Annotated in this window: 23 protein-coding genes and 1 pseudogene; 10 read left to right on the plus strand and 14 right to left on the minus strand. The window is 59.0% G+C overall.

Annotated elements, in window-relative coordinates:
* Nucleotides 1-1,256: sensor domain-containing diguanylate cyclase (locus P7F28_RS29995; RefSeq protein WP_277188691.1), on the minus strand; the 1,256-nt coding region annotated here is incomplete at its 3' end.
* A 360-nt stretch (nucleotides 1,257-1,616) separates the two neighbouring features.
* On the opposite strand from P7F28_RS29995, the gene P7F28_RS30000 reads away from it, so the two are divergent.
* Nucleotides 1,617-2,588 (plus strand): helix-turn-helix domain-containing protein, encoded by a 972-nt coding sequence (locus tag P7F28_RS30000; RefSeq protein ID WP_277188692.1) that lies wholly within the window; start codon nucleotides 1,617-1,619, stop codon nucleotides 2,586-2,588.
* 3 nt (nucleotides 2,589-2,591) lie between these two features.
* Here the strand turns inward: P7F28_RS30000 and P7F28_RS30005 are convergent, their stop codons facing one another.
* From P7F28_RS30005 to P7F28_RS30025, 5 genes are all read right to left on the minus strand, one after another.
* On the minus strand, nucleotides 2,592-3,389 hold the full coding sequence (locus P7F28_RS30005) for an SDR family NAD(P)-dependent oxidoreductase (protein ID WP_277188694.1): 798 nt from the start codon (nucleotides 3,387-3,389) through the stop codon (nucleotides 2,592-2,594).
* Between the two features lie 27 nt (nucleotides 3,390-3,416).
* Nucleotides 3,417-4,232 (minus strand): SDR family NAD(P)-dependent oxidoreductase, encoded by an 816-nt coding sequence (locus P7F28_RS30010; RefSeq protein WP_277188695.1) that lies wholly within the window; start codon nucleotides 4,230-4,232, stop codon nucleotides 3,417-3,419.
* A 30-nt stretch (nucleotides 4,233-4,262) separates the two neighbouring features.
* Nucleotides 4,263-4,595: a nuclear transport factor 2 family protein gene (locus P7F28_RS30015; protein ID WP_277188697.1), complete on the minus strand. Its 333-nt coding sequence runs from the start codon at nucleotides 4,593-4,595 to the stop codon at nucleotides 4,263-4,265.
* 15 nt (nucleotides 4,596-4,610) lie between these two features.
* Nucleotides 4,611-5,072, minus strand: coding sequence for an acetylacetone-cleaving protein (locus tag P7F28_RS30020; protein WP_277188699.1), 462 nt, complete (start codon nucleotides 5,070-5,072; stop codon nucleotides 4,611-4,613).
* A gap of 129 nt (nucleotides 5,073-5,201) precedes the next feature.
* Entirely contained in the window at nucleotides 5,202-6,080 is an 879-nt protein-coding gene (locus tag P7F28_RS30025; RefSeq protein ID WP_277188701.1) for a LysR family transcriptional regulator, read from the minus strand.
* Between the two features lie 122 nt (nucleotides 6,081-6,202).
* Here P7F28_RS30025 and P7F28_RS30030 point away from each other — a divergent pair, with 122 nt between their 5' ends.
* The 3 genes from P7F28_RS30030 to P7F28_RS30040 all read left to right on the plus strand — a co-directional run bounded on the left by P7F28_RS30030 (nucleotide 6,203) and on the right by P7F28_RS30040 (nucleotide 9,041).
* Nucleotides 6,203-7,435, plus strand: coding sequence for an MFS transporter (locus P7F28_RS30030; protein ID WP_277188703.1), 1,233 nt, complete (start codon nucleotides 6,203-6,205; stop codon nucleotides 7,433-7,435).
* A 443-nt stretch (nucleotides 7,436-7,878) separates the two neighbouring features.
* Nucleotides 7,879-8,628, plus strand: coding sequence for a metallophosphoesterase (locus tag P7F28_RS30035; protein WP_277188705.1), 750 nt, complete (start codon nucleotides 7,879-7,881; stop codon nucleotides 8,626-8,628).
* A gap of 86 nt (nucleotides 8,629-8,714) precedes the next feature.
* Entirely contained in the window at nucleotides 8,715-9,041 is a 327-nt protein-coding gene (locus tag P7F28_RS30040; protein ID WP_277188707.1) for a hypothetical protein, read from the plus strand.
* Nucleotides 9,042-9,279: 238 nt separating this feature from the next.
* Here P7F28_RS30040 and P7F28_RS30045 read toward each other — a convergent pair whose 3' ends face one another.
* Nucleotides 9,280-10,440, minus strand: a complete 1,161-nt coding sequence (locus P7F28_RS30045; RefSeq protein WP_277188709.1) for a gamma-butyrobetaine dioxygenase — start codon at nucleotides 10,438-10,440, stop codon at nucleotides 9,280-9,282.
* Nucleotides 10,441-10,578: 138 nt separating this feature from the next.
* Between P7F28_RS30045 and P7F28_RS30050 the strand changes: the two genes are divergently transcribed.
* The gene (locus tag P7F28_RS30050) at nucleotides 10,579-11,481 is read left to right on the plus strand and encodes a LysR substrate-binding domain-containing protein (protein ID WP_277188711.1); all 903 of its coding nucleotides are present in this window, start codon (nucleotides 10,579-10,581) and stop codon (nucleotides 11,479-11,481) included.
* A gap of 3 nt (nucleotides 11,482-11,484) precedes the next feature.
* Here P7F28_RS30050 and P7F28_RS30055 read toward each other — a convergent pair whose 3' ends face one another.
* Complete coding sequence (locus P7F28_RS30055) at nucleotides 11,485-12,048, minus strand: sugar O-acetyltransferase (RefSeq protein WP_277188712.1); 564 nt, start codon at nucleotides 12,046-12,048, stop codon at nucleotides 11,485-11,487.
* A 100-nt stretch (nucleotides 12,049-12,148) separates the two neighbouring features.
* Between P7F28_RS30055 and P7F28_RS30060 the strand changes: the two genes are divergently transcribed.
* From P7F28_RS30060 to aspA, 4 genes are all read left to right on the plus strand, one after another.
* The gene (locus P7F28_RS30060; protein ID WP_277188713.1) at nucleotides 12,149-13,063 is read left to right on the plus strand and encodes a LysR substrate-binding domain-containing protein; all 915 of its coding nucleotides are present in this window, start codon (nucleotides 12,149-12,151) and stop codon (nucleotides 13,061-13,063) included.
* A 190-nt stretch (nucleotides 13,064-13,253) separates the two neighbouring features.
* Nucleotides 13,254-14,537: a dicarboxylate/amino acid:cation symporter gene (locus P7F28_RS30065; protein ID WP_277188715.1), complete on the plus strand. Its 1,284-nt coding sequence runs from the start codon at nucleotides 13,254-13,256 to the stop codon at nucleotides 14,535-14,537.
* Nucleotides 14,534-15,967: an aspartate/glutamate racemase family protein gene (locus P7F28_RS30070; RefSeq protein ID WP_277188716.1), complete on the plus strand. Its 1,434-nt coding sequence runs from the start codon at nucleotides 14,534-14,536 to the stop codon at nucleotides 15,965-15,967. Before P7F28_RS30065 ends, P7F28_RS30070 begins: the two co-directional genes overlap by 4 nt.
* 25 nt (nucleotides 15,968-15,992) lie before the next feature.
* Complete coding sequence (aspA, locus tag P7F28_RS30075) at nucleotides 15,993-17,411, plus strand: aspartate ammonia-lyase (RefSeq protein WP_277188718.1); 1,419 nt, start codon at nucleotides 15,993-15,995, stop codon at nucleotides 17,409-17,411.
* On the opposite strand, the gene P7F28_RS30080 is transcribed toward aspA, so the two are convergent.
* From P7F28_RS30080 to P7F28_RS30095, 4 genes are all read right to left on the minus strand, one after another.
* A complete protein-coding gene (locus tag P7F28_RS30080; protein ID WP_277188720.1) occupies nucleotides 17,412-17,966 on the minus strand; it encodes a cysteine hydrolase family protein in 555 nt (184 codons plus the stop codon).
* Nucleotides 17,967-18,096: 130 nt separating this feature from the next.
* Nucleotides 18,097-19,914: a glutamine--fructose-6-phosphate transaminase (isomerizing) gene (gene glmS, locus P7F28_RS30085; RefSeq protein WP_277188721.1), complete on the minus strand. Its 1,818-nt coding sequence runs from the start codon at nucleotides 19,912-19,914 to the stop codon at nucleotides 18,097-18,099.
* 10 nt (nucleotides 19,915-19,924) lie between these two features.
* The gene (locus tag P7F28_RS30090; RefSeq protein ID WP_306806071.1) at nucleotides 19,925-20,761 is read right to left on the minus strand and encodes an endo alpha-1,4 polygalactosaminidase; all 837 of its coding nucleotides are present in this window, start codon (nucleotides 20,759-20,761) and stop codon (nucleotides 19,925-19,927) included.
* A gap of 47 nt (nucleotides 20,762-20,808) precedes the next feature.
* Nucleotides 20,809-21,666: an endo alpha-1,4 polygalactosaminidase gene (locus P7F28_RS30095; protein ID WP_277188722.1), complete on the minus strand. Its 858-nt coding sequence runs from the start codon at nucleotides 21,664-21,666 to the stop codon at nucleotides 20,809-20,811.
* A 7-nt stretch (nucleotides 21,667-21,673) separates the two neighbouring features.
* Here P7F28_RS30095 and P7F28_RS30100 point away from each other — a divergent pair, with 7 nt between their 5' ends.
* Entirely contained in the window at nucleotides 21,674-21,937 is a 264-nt protein-coding gene (locus P7F28_RS30100) for a hypothetical protein (protein WP_277188725.1), read from the plus strand.
* 99 nt (nucleotides 21,938-22,036) lie between these two features.
* Here the strand turns inward: P7F28_RS30100 and pelG are convergent, their stop codons facing one another.
* Nucleotides 22,037-23,410 carry an exopolysaccharide Pel transporter PelG gene (gene pelG / locus P7F28_RS30105; RefSeq protein WP_277188727.1) on the minus strand — a complete coding sequence of 458 codons (1,374 nt, stop codon included), beginning with the start codon at nucleotides 23,408-23,410 and terminating at the stop codon, nucleotides 22,037-22,039.
* Nucleotides 23,410-23,610, minus strand: a pseudogene (locus tag P7F28_RS30110) (glycosyl transferase family 1); the annotation flags it as partial. The gene pelG and the pseudogene P7F28_RS30110, both read right to left, overlap by 1 nt.

The following is a 23,610-nucleotide window of genomic DNA, read 5'->3' on the forward strand; positions in this document are numbered from 1 at the left end:
ACTTCAGCAGCCGAACGCTCCGACGTATTCGCCAGCCCGACGATAAATTCCTCGCCGCCGTATCGCGCGACGACATCGCCGGGATTGCGCGCATGCTTCTGCAAGCACTCCGCGATGAACTGCAACGCGCGATCGCCCGCTTCGTGGCCATGCGAATCGTTATAGCGCTTGAAGTGATCGGCATCGACAAAAAGCAGCGCAACTTCGGTATCCGATACCGCCGCCTTCGCCCACAACGCATCCAGCGATGAATCCAGCCGACGCCGGTTCGCCACGCCCGTCAGCCCGTCCGTTTCCGCAATTTCGATCAGCCGCGCGTGCGCCGCGTCGCGCTGGCGCACCGCGCCGACCAGCAGCCACACGACCGCCGCAAACGCGCCCGCCACCAAAATCACCAGCCCGCCGATAATCAGCGATCGATGCTTCCACTCCATCGTCACGTCATCGACCGCAGGCGCGACGACCACGATCAGATTGCTCGCGCGCACATGTGAGAACGTCGCGATCTTCTCCACGCCATCCACCGGCGATTTGGATTCGTAAGAGCCGGTTGGGCTGTCAAGCAGCTTTTGAAAGGTCGGCGAGTCGCTGATATTGGTGATATCGGTCGGACGCGGCCTCGGATTGCGCGCGATGATAAAGCCATCGACCTGCAAGATGGTCGCCGCGCCCTGAGGCCCGAGCTTGATGTCATCGACGAGTTGCTGAAAGTAGCCGAGATTGATGACGATCAGCGCAATCCCGCCGAAGCTGCCGTCCGCCTGCGTAATGCGGCGGCTCAGCGCAATCAGCGGAATGCCGCTTCGCGCGTTCGAGAGATATGGCTTCGAGATAAACAGATCCGCGTCGCCGCTGTTTTGGTGCACGCGGAAAAAGTCGCGATCGGACAGATCGATATTGCCGAGTTCGCGGCCGCGTCCATCGACTATCTGGCCGTGCTCGTTGACGGCGTAGATTCCGTCGATATAAGCCGCAGTCGCCGAGCGATCGAATAAAACCTGGCGCCGCAGTTCCGGCGACAGGCTCAGCACCGACGGTTCCACCATGCCTTCGGCCACGGCCTGCAGCGACAGATTGTAGATTTCGATATTGCGGGCGATATCCTGCGACAGCGCCACGGAGACATTCGCGGACGTATGGCGCGCCCGCGTGATGGTGTCATTGCGGCCCGACGCCAGCACCATCACGGTCGCAATCAGAATCAGCACGCTCGCCAGCGTCGCGCCGACCGCTACCTGCGTTGCGTGTCGGTCCACCCAGTTCCGGCGAAGGTTCTGCTGGTTTCCCCTGACTAGAAAGTGACCCAACCGTCTTCTCCCGTTCTCCGGCAGCCGAAAAATGCAGTGACGCCATTCATCATATTTTACATTTAGGGTATTACAAAACGAGTTGTCGTCACGCACGGTCGTTTTCTTGAGTTATTTCGAGGATAGCGGCTGCGCTGGCAGGCAAGACGCGGTGCGCGCTGGAGCAAAACGAAGCCGTTTTCCGCGGGATGCGGCCTATTGCTGCGCCGAATGCCGCCGGAGTAGATTGAAGCACCCCGCAGCAGCACCACTTTGACGCACCCGTACGCCCGATCGACACGCATCGCGGGCGGCAGAAGGAGACGCGCCGTGCCCAATCCATCGACAAACTGGTCTTCCACCGATTTCTCCGCCAGCGACCGCACCGACGCCTGGCAGGACGTGTTGAGCGGCAGCTATCGCGAATGGCAAATTCCGCAGCGCGTGCCCGCCACCTTTTATGCGACATTGAAAAGGCATGATTTCGCGGGCGCGGAGATCATCGATACGATGTGCGATCCGTGCGTCGGCGAGCGCACGCGCAAGCACGTTCATCGTGACGACGAGTTGTATGTGGGCGTGCAGTTGACGACCAGCGGCCGCGAGCGCTTCAAAATAGGCGATAGCGGCGTGGAAGTGACATCGGGCGATCTGGTGGTCTGGACTACAGATCAGGTCGTGCAATTCGAAGTGATGGAGCGCCTGCACAAAGTCACGCTGATGATTCCGTGGACGCTCATGCGCGAGCGTCTGCCCGAGCGCAAGCAGCCGCCGCTCGGCGGGCGGATCGAAAGTAAAACGGGCGTGGGTTCACTGCTGGCGGTGCATTTGCTGGCGCTCTCGAACGAGATTTCGTCGCTGGATTCAAGCGTGCAGGGATCGGTCAGCCGCTCGACGCTGGAATTGCTCGGCATCGCGTTATCCGGTCAGCAGCCAAGCGCGACTTTCGATGCCAGCGCCGTCATGCTGCGCAAGGTGCAGGACTTTATTCTTCAGCATATCAACGAGGACGATCTGACGCCCGCGCGTATTGCCGAAGCGAACGGCATTTCGCTGCGCTATCTGCATATGCTGTTTCAGCGAAGTGATATGACGGTGTCGGGTTACATCATGCACAACCGGCTGACCGCGTGCCGCCGCGCGCTGATGGACCCGTCGTATCGGCGGTTTCAGATCAGCGAGATTGCGTATCGATGGGGCTTCAATTCGACCAGCCACTTCTGCCGCGCCTTCAAGGAGAAATTCGGCGAAGCGCCCGGCGATGCGCGTCGCGCTTCCGTTTCGCGCGACGCATCGGCTTAGGCGTTACACAGAGAAACGGCACAGCGTTTCGCCGCCGTCGATCCGAATCAGATCGCCGTGGATATAGCCCGATTCATCCGATGCCAGAAACACCGCGAGATTCGCGATATCCTCGACTTCGCCCCAGCGCTTGAGCGGGATCATATCCGTGAAGGTTTTATCGAAGGCTTTATCGTCGAATAGGGCGCGCGTGAGCGAGGTCTTCGCGTAGGTCGGGCAAATGCCGTTCACGCGAATCTTGTCCTGACCATATTCGATGGCAAGGCAACGCGTCAGATTCTCCGCCGCGCCCTTCGAAATGTTGTAGACCGATTGCTTAGGATGCCCTTGCAATCCCGCCGTCGAGACAATATTCACGATATTCCCGCCGCGCCCTTGTCGAAGAAACGTCTTGATGGCTTCCTGACAGCCGAACCACATGCCGCGCACGTTGACATCGAAACAGACGTCGAGATCCTCGACGCTGAACTCGTGCGCCAGCTTGCCCGCACGGTAAATCCCGGCGTTATTGACGATCACATCCAGCCCGCCATACACGCGCACCGCTTCCTGCACGAGGTTGGCCACTTCGTTCTGCTTCGTCACATTGCACGGCACGTACGTGGCTTCGCCGCCCGCTTCGCGGATCGCGGCGACCGTCGTCAGCTTCGCGTTGCCTTCGAAACCGCCCTGATTCGGCTCCTCGTGAATATCGCTAACGATCACTTTCGCGCCTTCGGCCGCATATGACATCGCGATGCCGCGGCCGAAGCCCGAACTCGCGCCCGTCACGACCGCAACCTTTCCCTTGAGTCTGTCCATGTTCTACGTCTCCGGTTTGAATATGTGCTATCGCGCGGTGAAAGCGCCATCGACGGTGAGCATCGAGCCGGTCATCCACTCGGCATCGTCGGAGGCGAGGAACAGCGCGGCGCGCGCGACGTCCTGCGCTTCGCCCACGCGCGGCCACGGCGTCAGGTCATGCAGCAGCTTGTTGGTATCGTCCTGTTCGAGGAACGAGCGGACCATGGCGGTCGCCAGAAAGCCCGGACAAATCGCGTTCACGTTGATACGCTCGGGCGCAAAGTCGATGGCAAGCTCGCGCGTCAGATTCACTACCGCCCCCTTCGACGCGCAGTACGCAGGCTCCAACGCCAGCCCGACCAGCCCGCCAATCGACGCGATATTCACAATGCGACCGCGCAGTTGCGCACCAGTGGAAGTCGTGATCGGCTCCTGCTTCATGAACTGCGTGATCGCATATTTGCAGCCGAGCCACACGCCCTTCGCGTTGACGTTCATCGTGAAGTCGTACTGCTCCTCGGTTTCATCAATAATGCTATGCAGTCCTGTGAACACGCCCGCGTTGTTCACCATGATGTCGATGCGCCCGTACGTTTCCACCGCGCAATGGATGATGTTCTGCACATCGCTTGCCTTGCTCGCATCGGCGGCAACGAAGCTGGCGCGCCCGCCCGATTGCGTGATAACGGCGTCCGTATCGACTTCGAGGTCTTTCTCGTAACCGCCCTTGAGCGCGCTCTTGTTCAGGTCGGAGCACATCAGAACTGCCCCTTCGCGCGCCAGCGCAATGGCGATGGCGCGTCCGTTGCCCGAACTCGATCCCGTCACCACAGCCACGCGTCCTTCGAGTTTTCCTGCCATGTTTCGTCTCCTTTAATTGGTATTCAAGCGTCAGCTTGCAAACGCGGTAAAGGTTTGCACGGCGATCTTGTCGCCCTTCACGTAGAGCGTGTCGGTGGCCATTTGCACGAAGGGCTTGGCTTCCCAGACGAGATACGCAATCTCGCCTTCCGTGCTCTTGCTGGTGACCTTGAACGCGTCCCAGAATGAAGGCTGCGCATTGTCGAGAAAAGCCTCGAAAAAGCCGCTTATTTCTTCGATACCGCGATACGATTTCTCCGGCGTGACGATGACGGAATTCGAATCGTAATCCTTAATAAGTTCATCGAGACCCTTGGCGAATGCGCCGAGGTGATGATCGAAAATCTGGCTCGTCGCTGACATAGTCGCTCTCCGTTTTCAGCTTATATAAGCGCGTTGAGCTTCGTCCCAAGTGACGACGACAATCGGCGTGCCGTCTTCCGTGATAAAGGAAAGCGGCCCGAGAAAGGTCATATAGAACTCCGAATCGACGGGAAAATACGTCTTGTCGTGACGCGCATTGGCCGACTCGTAGCCGTACGCCGGCGCCACCACCGTGTCGCCGCCGTGCTCCGCGCCACCGCGCACGTCCATGCGTCCCTTCGTCAGCAAATATTCGCCAGGACCGATATGAAAATGCGCGTTGAATGACGAACCCGCAGGACAATCGAAGATTGCCGCCCACGCGCCCATTTCCGGCGACGCATGCAGAAACTTCCAGCGAATTCCGCCCTTCGAAAGCGCATCGGGAAACGCTTTCCAGGGGATATCGTCAATCTGAACCGCTTCTTCCGGCACATGCGCTTTGATCTTGAGTTCGGTTGCCGTGGCCATTTCCATTGCTGTCTCCTTCGTCGGTGGGGAATCGGCTTGATCGTGTGCTTGATCGTGTGATCGCAGAATAGGCCGATGCCCGCCGCCGCGATTGCACGGCAGCGCAGGAGCAGTTGAACGCAAGTGCAATGAAACTCAGACCAGCGCCAGAAAATTCCGCACCACGACAGACGATTCCTCTTTGCGCGATGCAATCGCCAGCCGCGCACGCATGCCGCGCCCCTGCGTCACCAGCGGCCGATACACCACGCCCGGCACGCGCACCTGCGTAATCGATTCCGGCACGATCGAGATGCCGAGCGACGCCGCCACCAGCGTCACCGCCGACGCCATCTGCGGCGCGGGCTGCGCCAGTCGCGGCGTGAATCCGGCGGCCGCGCACGCCGCAACGATATCGTCGAACAGCGTGCCGCCCGCCACGCGCGGCACTTGCACGAAGGGTTCATCCGCGAGTTCTTCAAGCCTGATGCGTTTGCGCGATGCAAACCGATGCGCGATCGGCAGCGCGACCAGCATCGCCTCGTCGCGCCAGTCTTCCTGAAGGATCGCATCCGCGACGCGGCGCACCGGCCGCACGATCGCCACATCCAGTCGACCGGCTTCGATCGCTTCCAGCAGCGTGCCACTGGTGCCTTCCTGCAACGACAACTCGGCCTCGGGATACGCCTCGTGGAATCGGCGGATCAGCGCCGCGACGTGTTCGTTGAACGCCACCGTGCCCGTAAAACCGACGCGCAAATGGCCGGTTTCGCCGCGCGCCGCTCGCTGCGCGGCACGCGTGGCGCGCTCGGCATCGGCGAGGACGCGGCGAGCTTCATCGGCGAAAACGCGGCCTGCGAGCGTCAATTCCGCGCCGCGCGCGGTGCGCCTGAACAACTCCACATCGAGTTCCTGTTCCAGCGCTTTGACTTGCTGGCTCAGCGGCGGCTGGCCGATGCCGAGCACTTCGGCGGCGCGGGTGAAATTCTCCGCGTCCGCGACGGCCAAAAAGTAACGCAGATGCCGAAGTTCCATCGATCCAAATCCTTCGAAAAGAGTAGCCAGTGGTAAAACATATCGCTTAGCTTGGTTTCATATATTGGACATATGACCGCGGATTGGCAAGAATGGAATCGATTCCCTGGTTCCATTCGCTCATGTCCTCACCTTCTCTCTCGCCATCGGCGGTTCATGTGCTTCCGAGCGGCGTATCGCCGAGTTCGGCTGCGTACCGGCGCATTGCGTTTGCGCTGTTTCTCGCGGGCTTTTCCACGTTCTCGCTGCTGTATTGCGTGCAGCCGCTGTTGCCCGCCTTCACGCACGAATTCGGCATCGGCGCGGCGGCGAGTTCGCTGTCGCTGTCTTTGTCCACGGGCTTTCTCGCGATATCGGTTCTTTGTGCCGGCGCGCTTTCCGAGCGCGTCGGACGGCGCGGACTGATGTTTTCATCGATGACAGCGGCGGCGCTGTGCAATCTGCTGGCGGCCAGCGCACCGAACTGGAACACGATGCTCGTGTGGCGCGCGCTCGAAGGATTCGCGCTCGGCGGCGTGCCCGCAGTCGCGATGGCCTATCTGGCCGAAGAAATCGCCGCCGAAGGCCTGGGCTTCTCGATGGGCCTGTACGTAGGCGGCACCGCGTTCGGCGGCATGGTCGGCCGGATCGGCATGAGCGCGCTGGAACAATACTTCTCGTGGCGCACAGCCATGCTGACGATCGGCGTGATCGATCTGCTCGCGGCCATCGCCTTCGTGATGCTGCTGCCGCCGTCGCGGCGCTTCGTCAAGCGCACCGATCTGACGCTTCGCCATCATCTGCAATTGTGGAAAGCGCAGCTTGCGCATACGCGTCTGCCCTTCGTTTTCGGCATCGGCTTCCTGGCGATGGGCGCGTTCGTGACCGTCTACAACTACGCGGGTTTTCGCCTCACCGCTGCGCCGTTCAACCTGAGTTCGACCGAATGCGGCTTTATTTTCGCGGCGTATCTGTTCGGCATGGTGTCGTCGTCGAGCGCCGGCGCAATGGCCGATAAATTCGGCCGCGCGCCCGTGCTGATCTGCGGTCTGGTGCTGTTCGCGATCGGGCTGGCGCTGACGGCATCGGCATCGCTGGTGGCGGTGATCGCGGGGATCGTGGTGGTGACCATCGGCTTCTTCGTCACGCACTCGGTGGCGAGCGGATGGGTCGGGCGGCTGGCCGGATCCGCGAAGGGTCACGCGGCGTCGCTTTATCTGCTCGCTTATTACCTCGGGTCGAGCATGCTCGGTTCACTCGGCGGATCGTTCTGGCAGCACGGCGGATGGACGGGCGTGGTGACGTTCGTCGCCGTGCTGCTGGTGGCGTGTCTCGGCGTTGCGCTGTGTTTGATGCGCAGGAATGCTTCGGCGTAAGGCTGCAAAAAGAAAAAAGGCGTTGCCATGTCCGGCAACGCCTTAAAAGTTCAGCCGCCGAGGGGCCAGCAGAACCTGAGAGATCGGTCGCGCATCGGTGCGATTGCGCGAGTCGATTCACTATAGCATCGGCACTCTCAATAGAAACGCACGATTCCGCGCGTGTCGGAATAGCTCAATAAAGCCGATTCTGCATAAGATTCGAAGCAACTCTTCGCGCAATCGTTGTCAAATCCGATGCCTTATCAAGACACGCGCTAAACACGCGAAATCGACGGCTAAACCGACCCGAAACGTAAGACAAATACGTTCTAGAGGAATGCTTCGAGATTCGCTTCGTTACCACACTCCGCTGAAGGGTGTTTCACCGGCGCTCCACAACACCCACGTACTATCTGCTCTGTCGTGCGCGCGAACGAGCGTGCGCCTTTCGCCGCAATTCAATGAAAATCCATCTGCTGTCCGATCTGCATCTCGAAGAAGATTCATCGTTCGCGCCGCCCGAAACCGATGCCGACGTCGTGGTGCTCGCCGGAGATATCGATACGGGCATCGCCGGAATCGAATGGGCGCTCGATACATTCGATAAACCCGTCGTCTACACCTTCGGCAATCACGAAGGATGGGGTTTCAATCTCGACGCGCTGTTATGTCAGGCGCGGGAGATGACGCACGGCACGCACGTGCATATCCTTGAAAACGAGAGCCGCGTGATTGGCGACACGGTGTTTATCGGCGCGACGTTCTGGACCGACTTCGGGCTGGCGGATGACCCGCAGGAACTGATGGAAATAAGCGATTCGCGCAAGAACGACTTCAAGCTGATCCGGATCGGCGAGGCGTCGCACACGATGCGCGCCGCCGATGCGGTCTCGCGGCATCGCCATTCGCGCGCTTACATTCGGCACGCGGCGCGCGCGCACACGGCGCGAAAGACGGCGGTGGTCACGCACTTCGCGCCGAGCGAGCAGTCGATCGTCGCGCGGCGGCAAGGACACGTTTTCGCGCCCTCGTACGCGGCCGACGCGCACGATCTGATGGGCAAGCCGGTCGATGTCTGGATGCACGGGCATCTGCACGACTCCGTCGATTTCGAGGTATCGGGCACGCGCGTGGTGGCGAATCCGCGCGGCGGCGTGAGCGAAATCAGCCGCAATCCGGATTTCATCGCGGATCTGGTGATCGAAATCTGACGAGCGCGTTCGACGAGAACCGGCGCGCTGCATTACGGTCATATACGGTGATAATTGGCACAGTCGATCAGCACGCGGAGGCCAAAGTGGCAGACGACATTAAGACAGAACAACACGGCACGCCCGACCCGCTGCGGGTGCTGGCAGGCTATCTCGAACGCGCGCTCGACCGGGCGACGAGCGTGGTGCTGATGCGGCACGAGCCAAGCATTTGCACCGTCTATCTCGGCGATCCATCGGGACCGCGCGAAGACCTTCGCCAGATTGCCGCCATTCCCAGTTCGACCGCAGACGCCATGCTGAGCGGGACGGCATCCGGAAGCAACCACATTCCGATCGATGGCCAGCCGTACCGCTTCGTGCGCAGTTTCACGCTGATCGACGACGCGGCAGCCGTGGTCTTTTCTGCTTAAAGCCCGGCAAACCGGTCGCGCAAAAAGAAAAACCCGCGCCTAAGCGCGGGTTGACCATCGATGGCGGGCGATTCTCGCTCTCGTCCAACGCTACCACCCGAGTTCAACGCAGGCAGCGGTTCCGCTTCTTCTCCCGCGCGTTGACCTAGGCCCTCGGTATAGTCTTATCTTATCAAATGGATAAGTTTTTTACATTCTATTTCCGAGTGGAGTGTTGGAAAAATGCAATCCCGGCAGATCAGACGCTTCGTTCGAGCACATAGATTCTCGACAGCAGCTCGTCGCGATCGAGGTAACAGCCCTGAAAATGGCGATCGCCGGTGGCGGGATCGAACGCATCGCGGGCGTGCATGACGCGGCGATTATCGAATGCCCACATCTGGCCTGCTTCGAGCCGCTTGGAAAATTGAAAGTGCGACTCGCGCGTCAACTCGATAAACCTTCGGTATGCGAAGTAAAACGGCTTCATCACCGCTTCGGGCATTTCGAACGGCGCACGCAGAAAGTTGGCCATGCGCACCTCGGCGATCTCGCCCATCGCGTTCAACGCGATAACCGGCGCCACGCATCGATAGTCGCTGGTTCGGCTTTTGTTTCGAAACTCGACCGGAACGTTAGTCAGGAGTTCGAATGCTTCGGCGTGTTCTTCGCGTAGCGCATGCGCAATCGAAAATCCATCGACGAAACTGCTGTTGCCGCCATTGGCATCATTCAACAGGCAATGCAGGAATTGAACGCCGGGTTGTAGCTCACGCGTCGGCAGGTCCGTATGCAATGGCAGATTGAAGGACGTATAGGCGTTGCTGTCCGCGTCGGCCTTCGAACGAACATCGAACAACACGCCGAAATTGCTTTCGCGAATAAAGGAGATGCGATTTGCGAGCGGTTTGATCGAACCAGCCTGTTGTGGAACGCCTTGCACCTGAGTCAAACCGACGTCACGCAAGTGCGTCAGCCAGGCGAGCAAGGCTTCGTCGTCGGACATGATTTCGTCGTACTGGAAGATCGGAAGTGTCAGATTCGCGAGCCACGGTCGAGTTTTCGCTTTGCGCGCCTGCCGTTCTTGCAGCGACGCGTCGTCGTAGGCGTGCGCGCGCAGCCATTCGGGCGAGAAATCGCTGACGTGTGCATCGTCCCAGACGAGTTTCAGACCGCCAGCGGGATTCGGCCGCGCCGTTTCCGCCTGCAGGTTGCGGGGTACATCGGCAATTTGAAAGACCTGCTCTTTTGTGACGCTGTAGTTGCATTCGCTGCATGGACAGTTATCGCGCAGCCACAAGTTATGGAAGCGCGAGACGCGATTGTCCGCCCAGGTGACTTCGATCGAATCGGACAGCTTGCGCACGCGCTCCACTGTGCTCACCAGCGTGTAAGTTCGATAATCTGAGATTGTGCTCATTCAAGACGCTCCAGTGCGCAACGGCGTTTCAGGTCTTCGACGATAGCGGCAACCTGTACGTCGAATTGAATGGAATAGTCGCGAATAACAATCCGTGGTACAAACGATTTTCGCGTACCCAATACATAATCCTGAGTTATGAATAAGCTTGGCAAATCCTTGCCGCCGCTCGCATCGATCCTGCCTTTCGAAGCGGCCGCGCGGCTGGGCAGCTTTTCGAAAGCAGCGGAAGAACTGCATATCACGCAAGCGGCGATAAGCCGGCAGATTCGCCTGCTCGAAGAGAACCTCGGCATCGCGCTGTTCGAAAGGCGTAACCGCGCGGTGTTTCTCACGGAAGCGGGTCACGCGTTCAACGCAACATTGAGCGATTCACTCGGCGATATCGCCGCGGAAGCAGACCGCCTGCGCGGCCGCACGGATGACAACGAAGTCACACTGTTGTGTCAGGCGACCGAGGGCTTTTATTGGCTGATGCCGCGACTTGCGTCGTTTCATCAGCGGCATCCGGACTTCGAGATGAAGGTGGCAACCTTGACGCGGCCGCTCGTCGAGTACGGCGGTCATTTCGATATCGCCATGCAGAGCAGCGACCGCGATCACGGTTCGCATCCCTTACTGTTCTCCGCATCCGACGAAGTGTTTCCCGTGTGCAGCCCCGGCTATATCCGGCGATACGGCCGCCCCGCCGAACTATCCGAACTCAAAAAGCACACGCTGCTGCATCATCAGACATCGCCTGCGTTTCAACTCGAATGGGACACGTGGCTGGCGAAATTCGACATGCCTTATCCCAGGAAGGCGCGCTCGCTGACCTTCGATAGCTACTCGCTGATGTTTCAGGCGGCCGTGACGGGACATGGACTCGCCATCGGCTGGCGCAGAACAGCGCAATCCATGCTCGACAGCGATATGCTCGTCGCGCCATTCGAACAGTCGGTCGCGCTGCCGGATGCGCTGTCGGTATTCGGCCGTCACGGCAGCATCAAACGCGATGCCGTGCGATATCTGGAAGCGTGGCTTCGCGAGGAACTGGCGTAACGCTTACGCGCCCGGCTTCGGCCGCACGCGCGCCGGATTGCCCGTGACGGTGGCTCCTGCCGGTACATCACGCGTGACGATACTGCCCGCGCCGATCAACGCATCGTCACCGACCGTAACGCCGGGCAAGATAATCGCGCCCGCCCCGATCCACACGTTTCGCCCGATACGCACCGGCCTTCCCAATTCCAGCCCGGTCGCGCGCACCGCCGGATCGCGCGGATGATCGGCGGTCAATATCTGCACGCCCGTCGCAATCTGCGTCATATCGCCGATTTCGACTGCGACCACATCGAGAATGATGCAGCCGAAGTTCAGGAACACGCCTGCGCCGAGCGTGATGTTGTAGCCGTAATCGCAGTGGAATGGCGGACGGACCATGGAGTCTTTGCCGACTGCGGCAAAGCGGTCCTTCAGCAATTGATAGCGCTCGTCGAGCGGCATGTCGATGCGTTCGTTGAAGCGCTGCATCCATGCGCGCGCGTCGGCCTGATCGGCTTGAATCTCGGGCGAGTTCGCCGTGTACAGCTCGCCTGCCAGCATCTTTTCTTTTTCGGTTCGGAGCATGGGTTGCCTCTGTTTTGGTATGCAATTCAATACTAGATTACGCGTGTTTTCAGCCGATGCCCGTAAAATCCTTCCAATCCGATACCCCGCCGAGCCGCCCATGGAAATCAAATGGATTGAGGACTTCGTCGCACTCGCTCAATACCAAAGCTTTTCCCGAGCGGCCGAATATCGCAATGTCACTCAGTCCGGCTTTAGCCGGCGCATCCGGCAACTGGAGCAATGGGTCGGCGCGGAACTGATCGATCGCAGCAGTTTCCCGCCTGCGCTGACCCCGGCGGGTCAACTCTTCCGCGAAGTCGCCGACGACATTCTCGCCAAGTTGTTCGACACACGCGCCGTCATTCGCACCGAACAGCGCATCGCGGGCAAGAGCTTGCAGATTTGCGCGGGCCATACCATCGCGCTGAATTTTCTGCCGCCGTGGCTGAAGGCGCTCGCGCCGCAATTCGGTGAAGTACGCGCGCGCATCATCCCCGCGAACGTGCATGATTCGATTCTCGCGCTCGTCAATGGCAACTGCGAACTGATGTTCGCGTATCACCATCCCGAGTTGCCCTTGCATCTTGACGCGACGCGTTACGAGCACATCACCGTCGGTATCGATACGTTGATGCCCGCGAGCAAACCGAACCATCGTTCGTCACCGGAGTTTCGGCTGCCGGGCACGAAGAAGGAACCGTTGCCGCTGATTTCCTACTCGGAGACAAGCTACTTCGGCCGATGCCAGGCGCTGTTGCTCAAGCAACAGGAAGACGCGCCATCGCTGCATCTGCATTACGAATCCGATATGGCCGAGGTCCTCAAAAAGTTCGTCATGGAAGGCGAAGGCGTGGCCTGGCTGCCGAAAAGCACCATCGAAAAAGAGATCGATGCAGGCGAACTCGTGGCAGCAGGCCCCGCGCGATGGAACATGAACATTGAACTGCGCGTGTATCGCGACTCGAGCAATCGCAGCGACTTTCTGGACACGCTGTGGCACCACCTTCGTGCAAGCGCGCCTGCCCTAAGCTAACCGATCTTTAAGGGATTTCCCGCGTTATGCGAAATTCGCATACGCGCATGCAGTAATAGCATTTTGCGCTTTTTGAACGCACTTACCATCCGTGTCTCGGTGAAAGCGGTGCTGCATGCGTCGCTTTCTAATTTCTATAAAGACACTGCGACGCCGGTTGCCGGTCCGCGTCGCTCACGGACGGATGAACATGAAGAATCGCCTCACGCTGAGCATTGGTATTGCGATGCTCGTCGGCGTTGCTGTCGGCTATCTCTGCCACGCGAACATCACCGACCCTGCCACACTCAAGTCCGTCGCCAGTTACTTCTCGATCGTCACGGACATTTTCCTTCGCCTCATCAAGATGATCATCGCGCCGCTCGTGTTCGCGACGCTCGTCTCCGGCCTCGCCGGCATGGACGGCGGCGACGATGTGGGCCGTATCGGTCTGCGTTCGTTGGGCTGGTTTATCTGCGCGTCGCTGATTTCCTTGTCGATTGGTCTGGTCATGGCGAACCTGCTGCAACCCGGCGCGGGTCTGCATCTGAGCGTGGGTAGCGAAGAGGTCAACACGGGTCTCAACACCGCCGCGCTCAACGTCAAGGACGTCGTGACCCACGCGTTCCCGACCAGTTTGCTCGATGCCATGGCGCGCAACGATATCCTCCAGATTCTGGTGTTCTCGCTGTTTCTCGGCGTCGGTCTCTCCGCGCTCAAACGCGATCCGCGCGTGGCGATCGTGATTCAGGCGATCGACGGCATGGTGCCGGTCATGCTGCGTCTGACCGATTACGTGATGCGCGCCGCGCCGTTCGGCGTGTTCGGTGCGATTGCATCGGCGGTGACGCTGCGCGGCGTCGATGTGATCTACACGTACGGCAAGCTGATCGCCTCGTTCTATCTCGGCCTGTTCGTGCTCTGGGCGATTCTGATTGCAATCGGTCATCTCTTTCTCGGCAGGAAAGTCTGGACCTTGCTCCGCGCCGTTCGCGAACCGGCCATGATCGCTTTCTCCACGGCCAGCAGCGAAGCCGCTTATCCGCGTCTGACCGAGCAGCTTGAAAAATTCGGCGTCGATAAGAAAGTGGTCGGTTTCACGCTGCCGCTCGGCTACGCCTTCAATCTCGATGGCTCGATGATGTATCAGGCCTTTGCCGCGATCTTTATCGCGCAGGCTTTTGGTATCGATATGCCAATCTCGCAGCAGATTTTCATGCTGCTGATTCTGATGTTGAGCAGCAAGGGCATGGCGAGCGTGCCGCGCGGATCGGTGGTCGTGGTCGCGGCTGTCGCGCCCATGTTTCATCTGCCGATTGCCGGTGTCGCGCTGGTGCTCGCCATCGATCAGCTTCTCGATATGGGCCGCACGATGACCAATGTAATTGGCAACAGCATGGCCACGGCGGTGATTGCGAAGTGGGAAGCGAAGCGTGCGCCGAAGCCTGCTGATGTCGAACGATCCTTCGAGCATGCAGAGGCCGAAGCGCAATGAACGGCAAGCGCAAGCTCGGCGTGGTCGGCGGACTCGGGCCGCTCGGCAGCGCCGATGTGTTCTTCAAACTCGTCAAAGCGACGCCCGCTGCATCGGATAGCGATCATGCGGACGTGATCTTCGAGCAGCGCCCTTTTCGTGGTTCGGGCGCAGGAAGTGCGGCAACGACTGAACGCAAGCTGTATATCTTCGACATGATCCGCGAGTTCGAGCGGCGCGACGTTACGGAAGTGGTGCTACCGTGCTTTCTCAGCCACACGTTTATCGATGAACTGCGCGCCAACACAAATCTCCCGATTCTCGACGCCGTCGAAGCCTTGCGCCTTCATGTGCGAAGAAAATTCCCCAAGGCGAAACGATTAGGTGTACTGGCATCCGACTATGTTCAGCAAAAGAAACTTTTCGAACGATACTTCACGTCGCCTGAATTCGATATCGTCTATCCGGAAACAGCCGATCTCGTGACCGAGGCGATCTACGGTCCAGAAGGCATCAAGAAAGGCAATTTGCGCGGCAAGCCCGTCGAACTGATTCGTGCAGCATGCGCCGATCTCGTTGCGCAAGGCGTCGATATCATTCTTCCGGCGCTGACGGAGATTGCACTAGTCGCAGATGAAATTGGTCAGCAGGCCGTACCGATCATCGATTCGAACATGGCGTATGCGCAATACGTGGCCACGGGTCAGGCGCAGGCTTCATCGAGCGTGTTCAAGCTGGGTGTCGTCGGCGGCGTCGGCCCGGCGGCGACGGTGGACTTTCTGAATAAGATCGTACGAAACACGCCTGCATCGCGCGATCAGGAGCACATCAAGATTCTCGTCGAACAGAATCCGCAGATTCCGGATCGCACCGAAAACCTGCTTGGCGAAGGCGCCGATCCTACCGTTTCACTTTACGCAACGTGCAAGAAGCTCGAAGACGGCGATGCCGACATCATCGCGATACCGTGCAATACGGCGCATGCTTTCGTCGAACGTATTCAGCCGTATCTCGGCATTCCGATCGTGAACATGCTGACCGAAACCGCGCGCTTTATACGCGATGCGTTTCCGGATCTGCGAAATATCGGCGTACTTGCGACCAGCGGTACGATAGAAAGCGGTGTGTATCAGAAAGCGCTTGAATTGCAGGGGCTTCGTCAAATTGCGCCCGAAGCAGCCATACAAGCGCGCGTGATGCGTGCTATCTACGGAACGCATGGCGTCAAGGCCGGATACACCAGCGGGCAGTGTCAGGAGGACATCACCGCCGCCATCGACGCATTGGTTTTGCAAGGCGTGAAGGTCATTGTTCTGGGATGCACTGAACTACCCATTCTTCTGCCGAGTGGGGAATACACAAGCGAAAACGGACAACGCGCGTATCTCGTCGATCCGACCGAAGTACTCGCCAAACGATGCATCGAATGGGCCTCACGCGGCCTGCAATAACGCTTTTTTATCTGGAGAATGGACAATGTCGACACCCATCGAACGTCTCGAACATGACCTATTGGGCGACCTCATGGTCCCCAACGATGCCTATTACGGCGTCCACACGCTGCGCGCCCTGCATAACTTCCCGATCACCGGCATTCCTATTTCGACTTACCCGAATCTGGTGAATGCGCTGGCAAGCGTAAAGGAAGCCGCCGCGCTCGCGAATCACGAACTCGGACTGTTGCCCGAACACAAGATGAAGGCAATCGTTCAGGCATGCCAATCGATTCGAGAAGGCAGACTGCATGACCAATTCGTCGTCGATGTGATTCAGGGTGGCGCGGGCACATCGACCAATATGAACGCGAACGAGGTGATTGCCAATCTCGCGCTCGAATATATGGGGTTTCAGCGTGGCGAGTACGCCAACCTGCATCCGAACGAAGACGTCAATCTTGGGCAGAGCACCAACGATGTGTATCCGACCGCATTGAAGATCGCGGGCTATATGGGCATCGTCCAATTGGTCGAAGCAATGGCCGTGCTTCGCATGTCGTTTGAACGCAAGGCCGAAGAGTTCAAGCACGACCTGAAGATGGGCCGCACGCAATTGCAGGACGCCGTGCCGATGACGCTCGGTCAGGAGTTCAGCACGTTTGCCGTGATGCTCGGAGAAGACGAAGAGCGCGTGCTTGAAGCATCGAAGCTCATCTGCGAAATCAATCTCGGCGCGACCGCGATTGGAACCGGCATCAACACGCCGCCCGAATATGCTGCGGCCGCGTGCAAGCATTTGGCGGCGGTAACGGGCATTCCCGTGTCCACGTCGCCGAATCTCGTTGAAGCGACGCAGGACGTCGGTTCGTTCGTGCAGCTTTCGGGTGTGCTCAAGCGCGTTGCCGTCAAACTGTCGAAGGTGTGCAATGACTTGCGCTTGCTGTCCAGCGGGCCGCGCGCGGGTTTCGGGGAAATCAATCTGCCCGCTGTGCAGGCGGGATCGAGCATCATGCCGGGCAAGGTGAATCCGGTGATTCCGGAAGTGGTCAATCAAATCGCGTTCGAAGTGATCGGCAATGACGTGACGGTGACCTTCGCGGCCGAAGCGGGACAACTTCAGTTGAACGCGTTCGAACCGATCATCGCGCACAGTCTGTTCAAGAGCGTGGCGCACCTTCGCGCGGGATGCCTGACGCTTGCGTCGCGTTGTGTGGATGGCATTACGGCGAACCGGGATCGGCTGAGCGCGCTGATGGACAGCAGCATTGGCGTGGTGACGGCGCTCAATCCTTATATCGGCTATGTGAACGCGACGCAGGTTGCTCAGGAAGCCTTGCTATCTGGGCGCGGTGTCGCGGAGATCGTTGTGGAACGCGGACTGTTGACGCCCGCGCAACTGGAACAGATTCTGCAACCGGATATGTTGACCGCGCCGAGACAGGCGATTGTGTTTCGTTGATTAGCGGACCGACTGACCAACGAATTCATCGGCCGAGCGCAGCTTCGCATAGCCAAACTCGAGCGCTGCCATAAACGCCGCGTGGACCTGTGCGGCCGGCACGCGCACGCCGTTGAATTCGAGGTCGTGCGTTGCACATGCGTCGTGGATGACCGTCGCTTCGTAGCCGAGATCGACAGCGTGGCGCGTAACGGCATCGATACACATATGGCTCATATGTCCGACCACCACGACATGATCAATTTCGTTATCCCGAAGAATCTTTGCCAGATCGGTCTCACGAAACGGATTCAAATGATGTTTGACGATGACCCGCTCATTCGGCAGGTTCTTCGTTTGGGCATACAGTTGAACGCCTTCCGTGTCAGGCGCGAAGAACGGCGCGTTTTTGGCCAGCGTGACGTGCTGAACGTGGATCACCAGATCGCCATTTTTTCGAGCAGTGTCGATAACCGAAAAAGCGTTGGCTGTTGCGGCATCGACATCGCTCAATACGCGCTTGCCGCCCGAAAAATAGTCGTTCTGAATATCGACTACGATAATTGCCTGTTTCATGATTCCGCCTTGAGTAGTTCGGTGCCGCAATCACTGCGGCACCCACGACGGAATAATGACTGATTAAGCTTTTCGATGGAATACTTGCTTACAAGAAAGCATTATTCTCGAAACAAGAACAGTCACATCATCACTCGACCGTTACCGATTTCGCCAGATTTCTAGGCTTATCGACATCCGTCCCACGCGCACAAGCCGTGTGATACGCCAGCAATTGCAAAGGCACCACATGCAGCAGCGGCGAGAGCGCGCCATAATGCTCAGGCATCCGAATCACATGAATGCCCGCCTCGCTGCCGATACGCGTATCCGTATCTGCAAACACATACAGTTCACCGCCGCGTGCGCGTACTTCCTGCAAGTTCGACTTGAGCTTCTCCACCAACGCATCATTAGGCGCGACGGTCACAACCGGCATCGCATCCGTCACCAATGCAAGCGGCCCGTGCTTCAATTCGCCCGCCGGATAAGCCTCAGCGTGAATATACGAAATCTCCTTCAGCTTCAGCGCCCCTTCCAGCGCGATCGGATAATGCGATCCGCGGCCGAGGAATAACGCGCTTTCCTTCGCCGCAAATTTCTCCGACCACGCGATAATCTGCGGCTCCAGCGCCAGCACCGCATTCAGCGCAGCGGGCAAATGGCGCAACTGACGCACGTAATCCGCTTCCTGTTCCGCATTCACCGTGCCGCGAATCTTGCCGAGTGCAACCGCCAGCACGAACAAGCCGACGAGCTGCGTCGTGAACGCCTTGGTCGATGCCACGCCAATCTCGCGTCCCGCATGCGTATGGAACGACAGCGACGTGAGGCGCACCATCGCGCTGGTCGCGACATTGCACACGGCCAGCGTATGCGTATGCCCGAGCGATTGCGCGTGCTTGAGCGCCGCGAGCGTGTCCGCCGTTTCGCCCGATTGCGAAATCACCACGACCAACGCGCGCGGATTCGGCACTGAATCGCGATAGCGGTATTCGCTGGCAATCTCCACTTGCGTAGGAATCCTGGCGATCGATTCGAGCCAGTACTTCGCCGTCAGTCCCGAGTAATAACTCGTGCCGCACGCAAGAATCAACAAGCTATCGATCTCACCGAACACCGCCGCCGCGCCTTCACCGAACAACGATGCATCGAGCGATTCGCCCTGCGGCACGGTATCCGCAATCGCGCGCGGCTGCTCGAAGATTTCCTTTTGCATGAAATGCCGATACGGCCCCAGCTCCACGCCGCCGCCATACGCCGCAACCGTGCGCGATTCGCGCTCGACATCTTCGCTTTCACGATTCACCACGCGCACGCCCTCGAGCGTCAGCGCACACACATCGCCTTCTTCGAGGAAGATAAAGCGCTCGGTTTCACCGGCCAATGCCAGCGCATCCGACGCCAGAAAATTCTCGCCCTCGCCGATCCCCACGACCAGCGGCGAACCTTGCCGCGCACCGACCACGAGATGAGGATGCTTCTTGTGCTCCACGGCAATCGCATACGCGCCATCGAGTTGCTTCACGGCTTCGCGCACGGCTGCGAACAAATCGCCGCGATACAGGCTATGCACCAGATGAGCGACCACTTCCGTGTCCGTCTGCGAAACGAACATATAACCCTTGCCGCGCAGCATTTCCCGCAACGGCTCGTAGTTTTCGATGATGCCGTTATGCACCAGCGCAAGCTCATCCTTCGAGAAGATCGGATGCGCGTTATCCGTGACCGGCGCACCGTGCGTGGCCCAGCGCGTGTGCGCCACGCCCGTCCCGCCCGCAAGCAATGTTTCGGATGTCTGAGCATCCAGATCCGCTACGCGCGCGGTGCTGCGAGCGCGACGCGGACCGTCACCGGTCAAAACAGCGACGCCGCACGAGTCGTAGCCGCGATATTCGAGGCGACGCAATCCTTCGATCAGAACCGGAACGATATTCCGTTGCGCCACCGCGCCGACAATGCCACACATAGCTTGACTCTCAGTTGATGTTATTCGATGGTCCCACGCCGACGGTCGCAAGGCCGCCATCCGTGACATAAGGCACGATGCCGTCTGCCACGATACGGGCGGCGGTGCTGGTCTTGCACGCCTCGTCGGAAGGATCGCAATAGTCGATCGACAGCACCGGCAGTTTGTAGCGATCGCGAATGGTCGCGGCTTGCGCAAGCAGCCATTCGCGGTCCGCTTGCGGCACTTCGGTATAGCGCTGCTTGCCCGCATCCCATCCACGATACAGCGACTCGAACGCCACCATATACGCGAGGTCGTGCACATCGGGTAGCACTTCGAAGCCGCGATTGAAGATGAGTTTCGCGTTCGGATAGCGCGTCTTGATCGCACGAATCACGCGCTTGAGACCCGCTTCCTGCGCGGCGCGCGTGGCATCGGTCTTTGCGATCAGGTGATATGAATCGAGCGTGTCCAGAAAGAAGCCGCGATAGCCCTTCTTCCACAACGGCGTGATGACTTTATCGACGAAGAACGCGGGCCATTGCGGCACGGTCTGATCGACGACGTGCGAGGCCCAGGCATCGTTGGTCGTAGGCACCCATGCGGGCGGCATCGCCTTGTAATACGCGCGTTCAGGATGCACTTCGCCCACGCTTACATAGGCGAACCACGCGGCATGCGTGTTTGCATGCGCACGCGGATCGAACTTCGCATCGGGATCCACGACGACGATATCGAAGGCCTTGAGTTCATCGACGGGCGGATTCGCGCCGTAGTACAGCGCGACCGTCTGCGCATGCGCGATGCCGGCGAGCATGCCGAATGCAGTCACACTCGCCAGCCGCGCGATGAAGCGCATCAACATACGGAAACCTTGATAATCACGCAAAGCCACATTCTTATTTCCACGACTCAGGGCAAGAACGACCACCAGCAAATGCTATCCAGCGCGGTCGTTGCGATCATCGGCGCAAAGCCCGCCTGAACCGACAAATTCCACGCACTCTGCGCGGTCGATGTCGCCGTGCACGACGACGTATAGTCCAGCGCGCCGATAAAGAAGCTGCTGTTGCCGAGATTTTGCTCCGTGCTCTGCCACTGTTTGAGCAGGTTCAGATCGTACGCATTCGCCGTCGGCAAATACACTTGTTCGCTCAACACGCCATCCACCAGCGTCGGAAACGACACGCCGCCCGTGGTGCCACCAATCGTCGATGTGGGCGCTGCGTTCAGCACGATCGACAGATTCGGATACTTGTCGCGCAGCTTCTTCACCAGATCGAGACCGCCTTGCGCGCAGACTGCATCGCACGGTGCCGTCGATGAATTCGCGCCGTGTCCGACAATCTCGAAGTTATCGAGCATAAAGCCGTCCACACCGGTCGCGACCAGACGCGGCGCGATGTAGTTGAGAATCAGATTCTGATAATCGGGATCGGCGGGATTCATCCACGTTTCCTGATAGCCCGAATACCAGCTAATGCGCGCCGACGTGTTCGCATTGCACGAGACGAAGCCCGTCGGCACCGTGTTCCAGTACGTGCGCGCTTTCTCGCACGCGCCGAAGTCGAGATAGCTCAAGACCTTCGCGCCGCCCGCTTTCAAGGCCGCGATTTGCGCGTTGTTGAAATTGGGCGAGCCGTTGCCGGGGTCCGAATCGATCACGATCAGCTTGAATGTCGAGGCCACCTTCGCCACGTCGATATTGCTCGCGCGTCCGTAATACACGGTCCATAGCGGCGATTGCGGCAGCGCGCGGGCGGAGACCACCGCAGGCGTGGTTGTCGTCGTTCCGGATGCCGGCGTCGTCGTAGTTGTCGTTGTCGTTGTGCTGCCTGATGTCGTTGTTGCTGTGCCCGCAGTAGTGGTTACAGTCGTTGCACTTGCAGCACTTGAAGCACCTGAAGCCGAAGCCGCACTCGCCGGCGTCGCCGATGCCGAGGTGCTCGTCGCATTCCCCGAGCCAGTGCCAGAACCACCACCGCCGCCGCCACCACAAGCCGTCATCACCGCAGCCGAAGCGATGATTGCAAGCAGATGAATCCAATGTCGTTGCATGGAAAAGTCCGAGGTCGATAAGTAGGACGCCCTTCGAGGGCCACCCGCTTGACAACGGCATTTCCCGCACGATCTTGAGTCTTCAGCCGCGCAACATATACGTTTCGTACTCCAGCGACAGGAACTTGCGATCCAGCATCTTCACTGCGCCCACGACCACGACCAGCAACGCCAGCGCAAAACCGTAGCCATAAAAATCCGGCCCGAGTTTCAGCGTGATGCCGGTAAAAAGCCCGTTCAACACCACGAACGCACCGGTGATGCGCAACACAGTGCGACGTCCGTCGAGATAGAAGAACACGTTGAGCAGACCAAGCAGCAACACCTGCAAACTCGCCGATACGACATCCACCACCAACAGCGGCAAATACAGCGGCGAAATACCCAGCGAACCCAGCACCGCCTCACCGAACGCGACGATCAGCAACAGCACAACCGCCTGCACCTTGATGATCTCGTACAGACCCGCACGCACGCTGCCGACCATCATGTCGCGCATTTCATTGATATGACGCAGCGTTGCACCACTGCGCACGGCATCGTAGAAAGCGTCGTAATACTCGACGAAATCCGCTTCGATACGCACGAGGAACGTGGCCATGCCCGGCATCACGCACACGTAGGCGATAAAAATCGGAATGTCGTAAATGACGGATGCGTGAAGCGGTCCGATCACATCGGTGCCCGTGCCCGGCGAGTACCAGAACATGAACTTATCGAGCCACACGCCGATATTGAACAGCAAGCCGACCAGCGCCAGACTCGGATAAGCAAAGCGGCGCTCGAACACTTCGAACGAGACAAAGCGTTCGCTGCGGAAGTTGCGATAGATCAGCCCCGACAAGCCCGTCAGCAGCACGATATGTCCCGCCACGAAGCCGCCAAGCAAGCCGATCAACCCATAGCCATTCAACGCGAGCGCAAGAAACACCGTGCACGCATAGCCAACTGCGAACACCATCAAGATCTGCCGATACTGCTTCACGCTCGACAAGAAGATGACCGCAATCCAGATATTGCTGACCACCACGAAGCCGACGATCATCAGCACGCGATAGATAATCGGCTCCGCACGGAATCCGATCAACATGCCGATCACGCCAACTACCGCCGCGAGAATCGTGGCAACGAGTACGACGCCGTTATAGTTCGACAGCACGAGGTCATCGCGCTTCTCGAACAAGCGATCCGAAATAAAGCGCGTAAACGACAACTGCAGCGGCCCGGTCAATATTAGACTCAGCGCAATGAGATACGTGACCGACACCTGAAACTGCACGATCGCAAACGTCGGTATGACGGAGGCAAGACTGATCAGACCAATAATCAGGATGCCGAAGATAGACAGAATAAGCGGACCGGAGCTAATCAGGCCCGCGTAGGCATACGCACGCGCCACGCCCGTAAGCGTGTCGCGCTTCATGATCTTGCGTAATTCGAAACCGATCCCGGCCATCAGCGTGTCTCCTGCGTTGCGGCGGCTGTTCTGTGCGCGTGCATCGGGCACTGTTTTGCGCTTACCGGATTGGTCGACATCGCGTTACGCGCGCGGTCCGGCATAGCGGACAAGCGGTCGTAAAGCGTGCGATACCGGTCGATCATCTGCTTCTTCGTGTAGTAACGGCGCACGCGTGCGAGGCCCGCCTGTTGCGCGGC

Source organism: Caballeronia sp. BR00000012568055 (assembly GCF_029439455.1).
GTDB lineage: Bacteria > Pseudomonadota > Gammaproteobacteria > Burkholderiales > Burkholderiaceae > Caballeronia.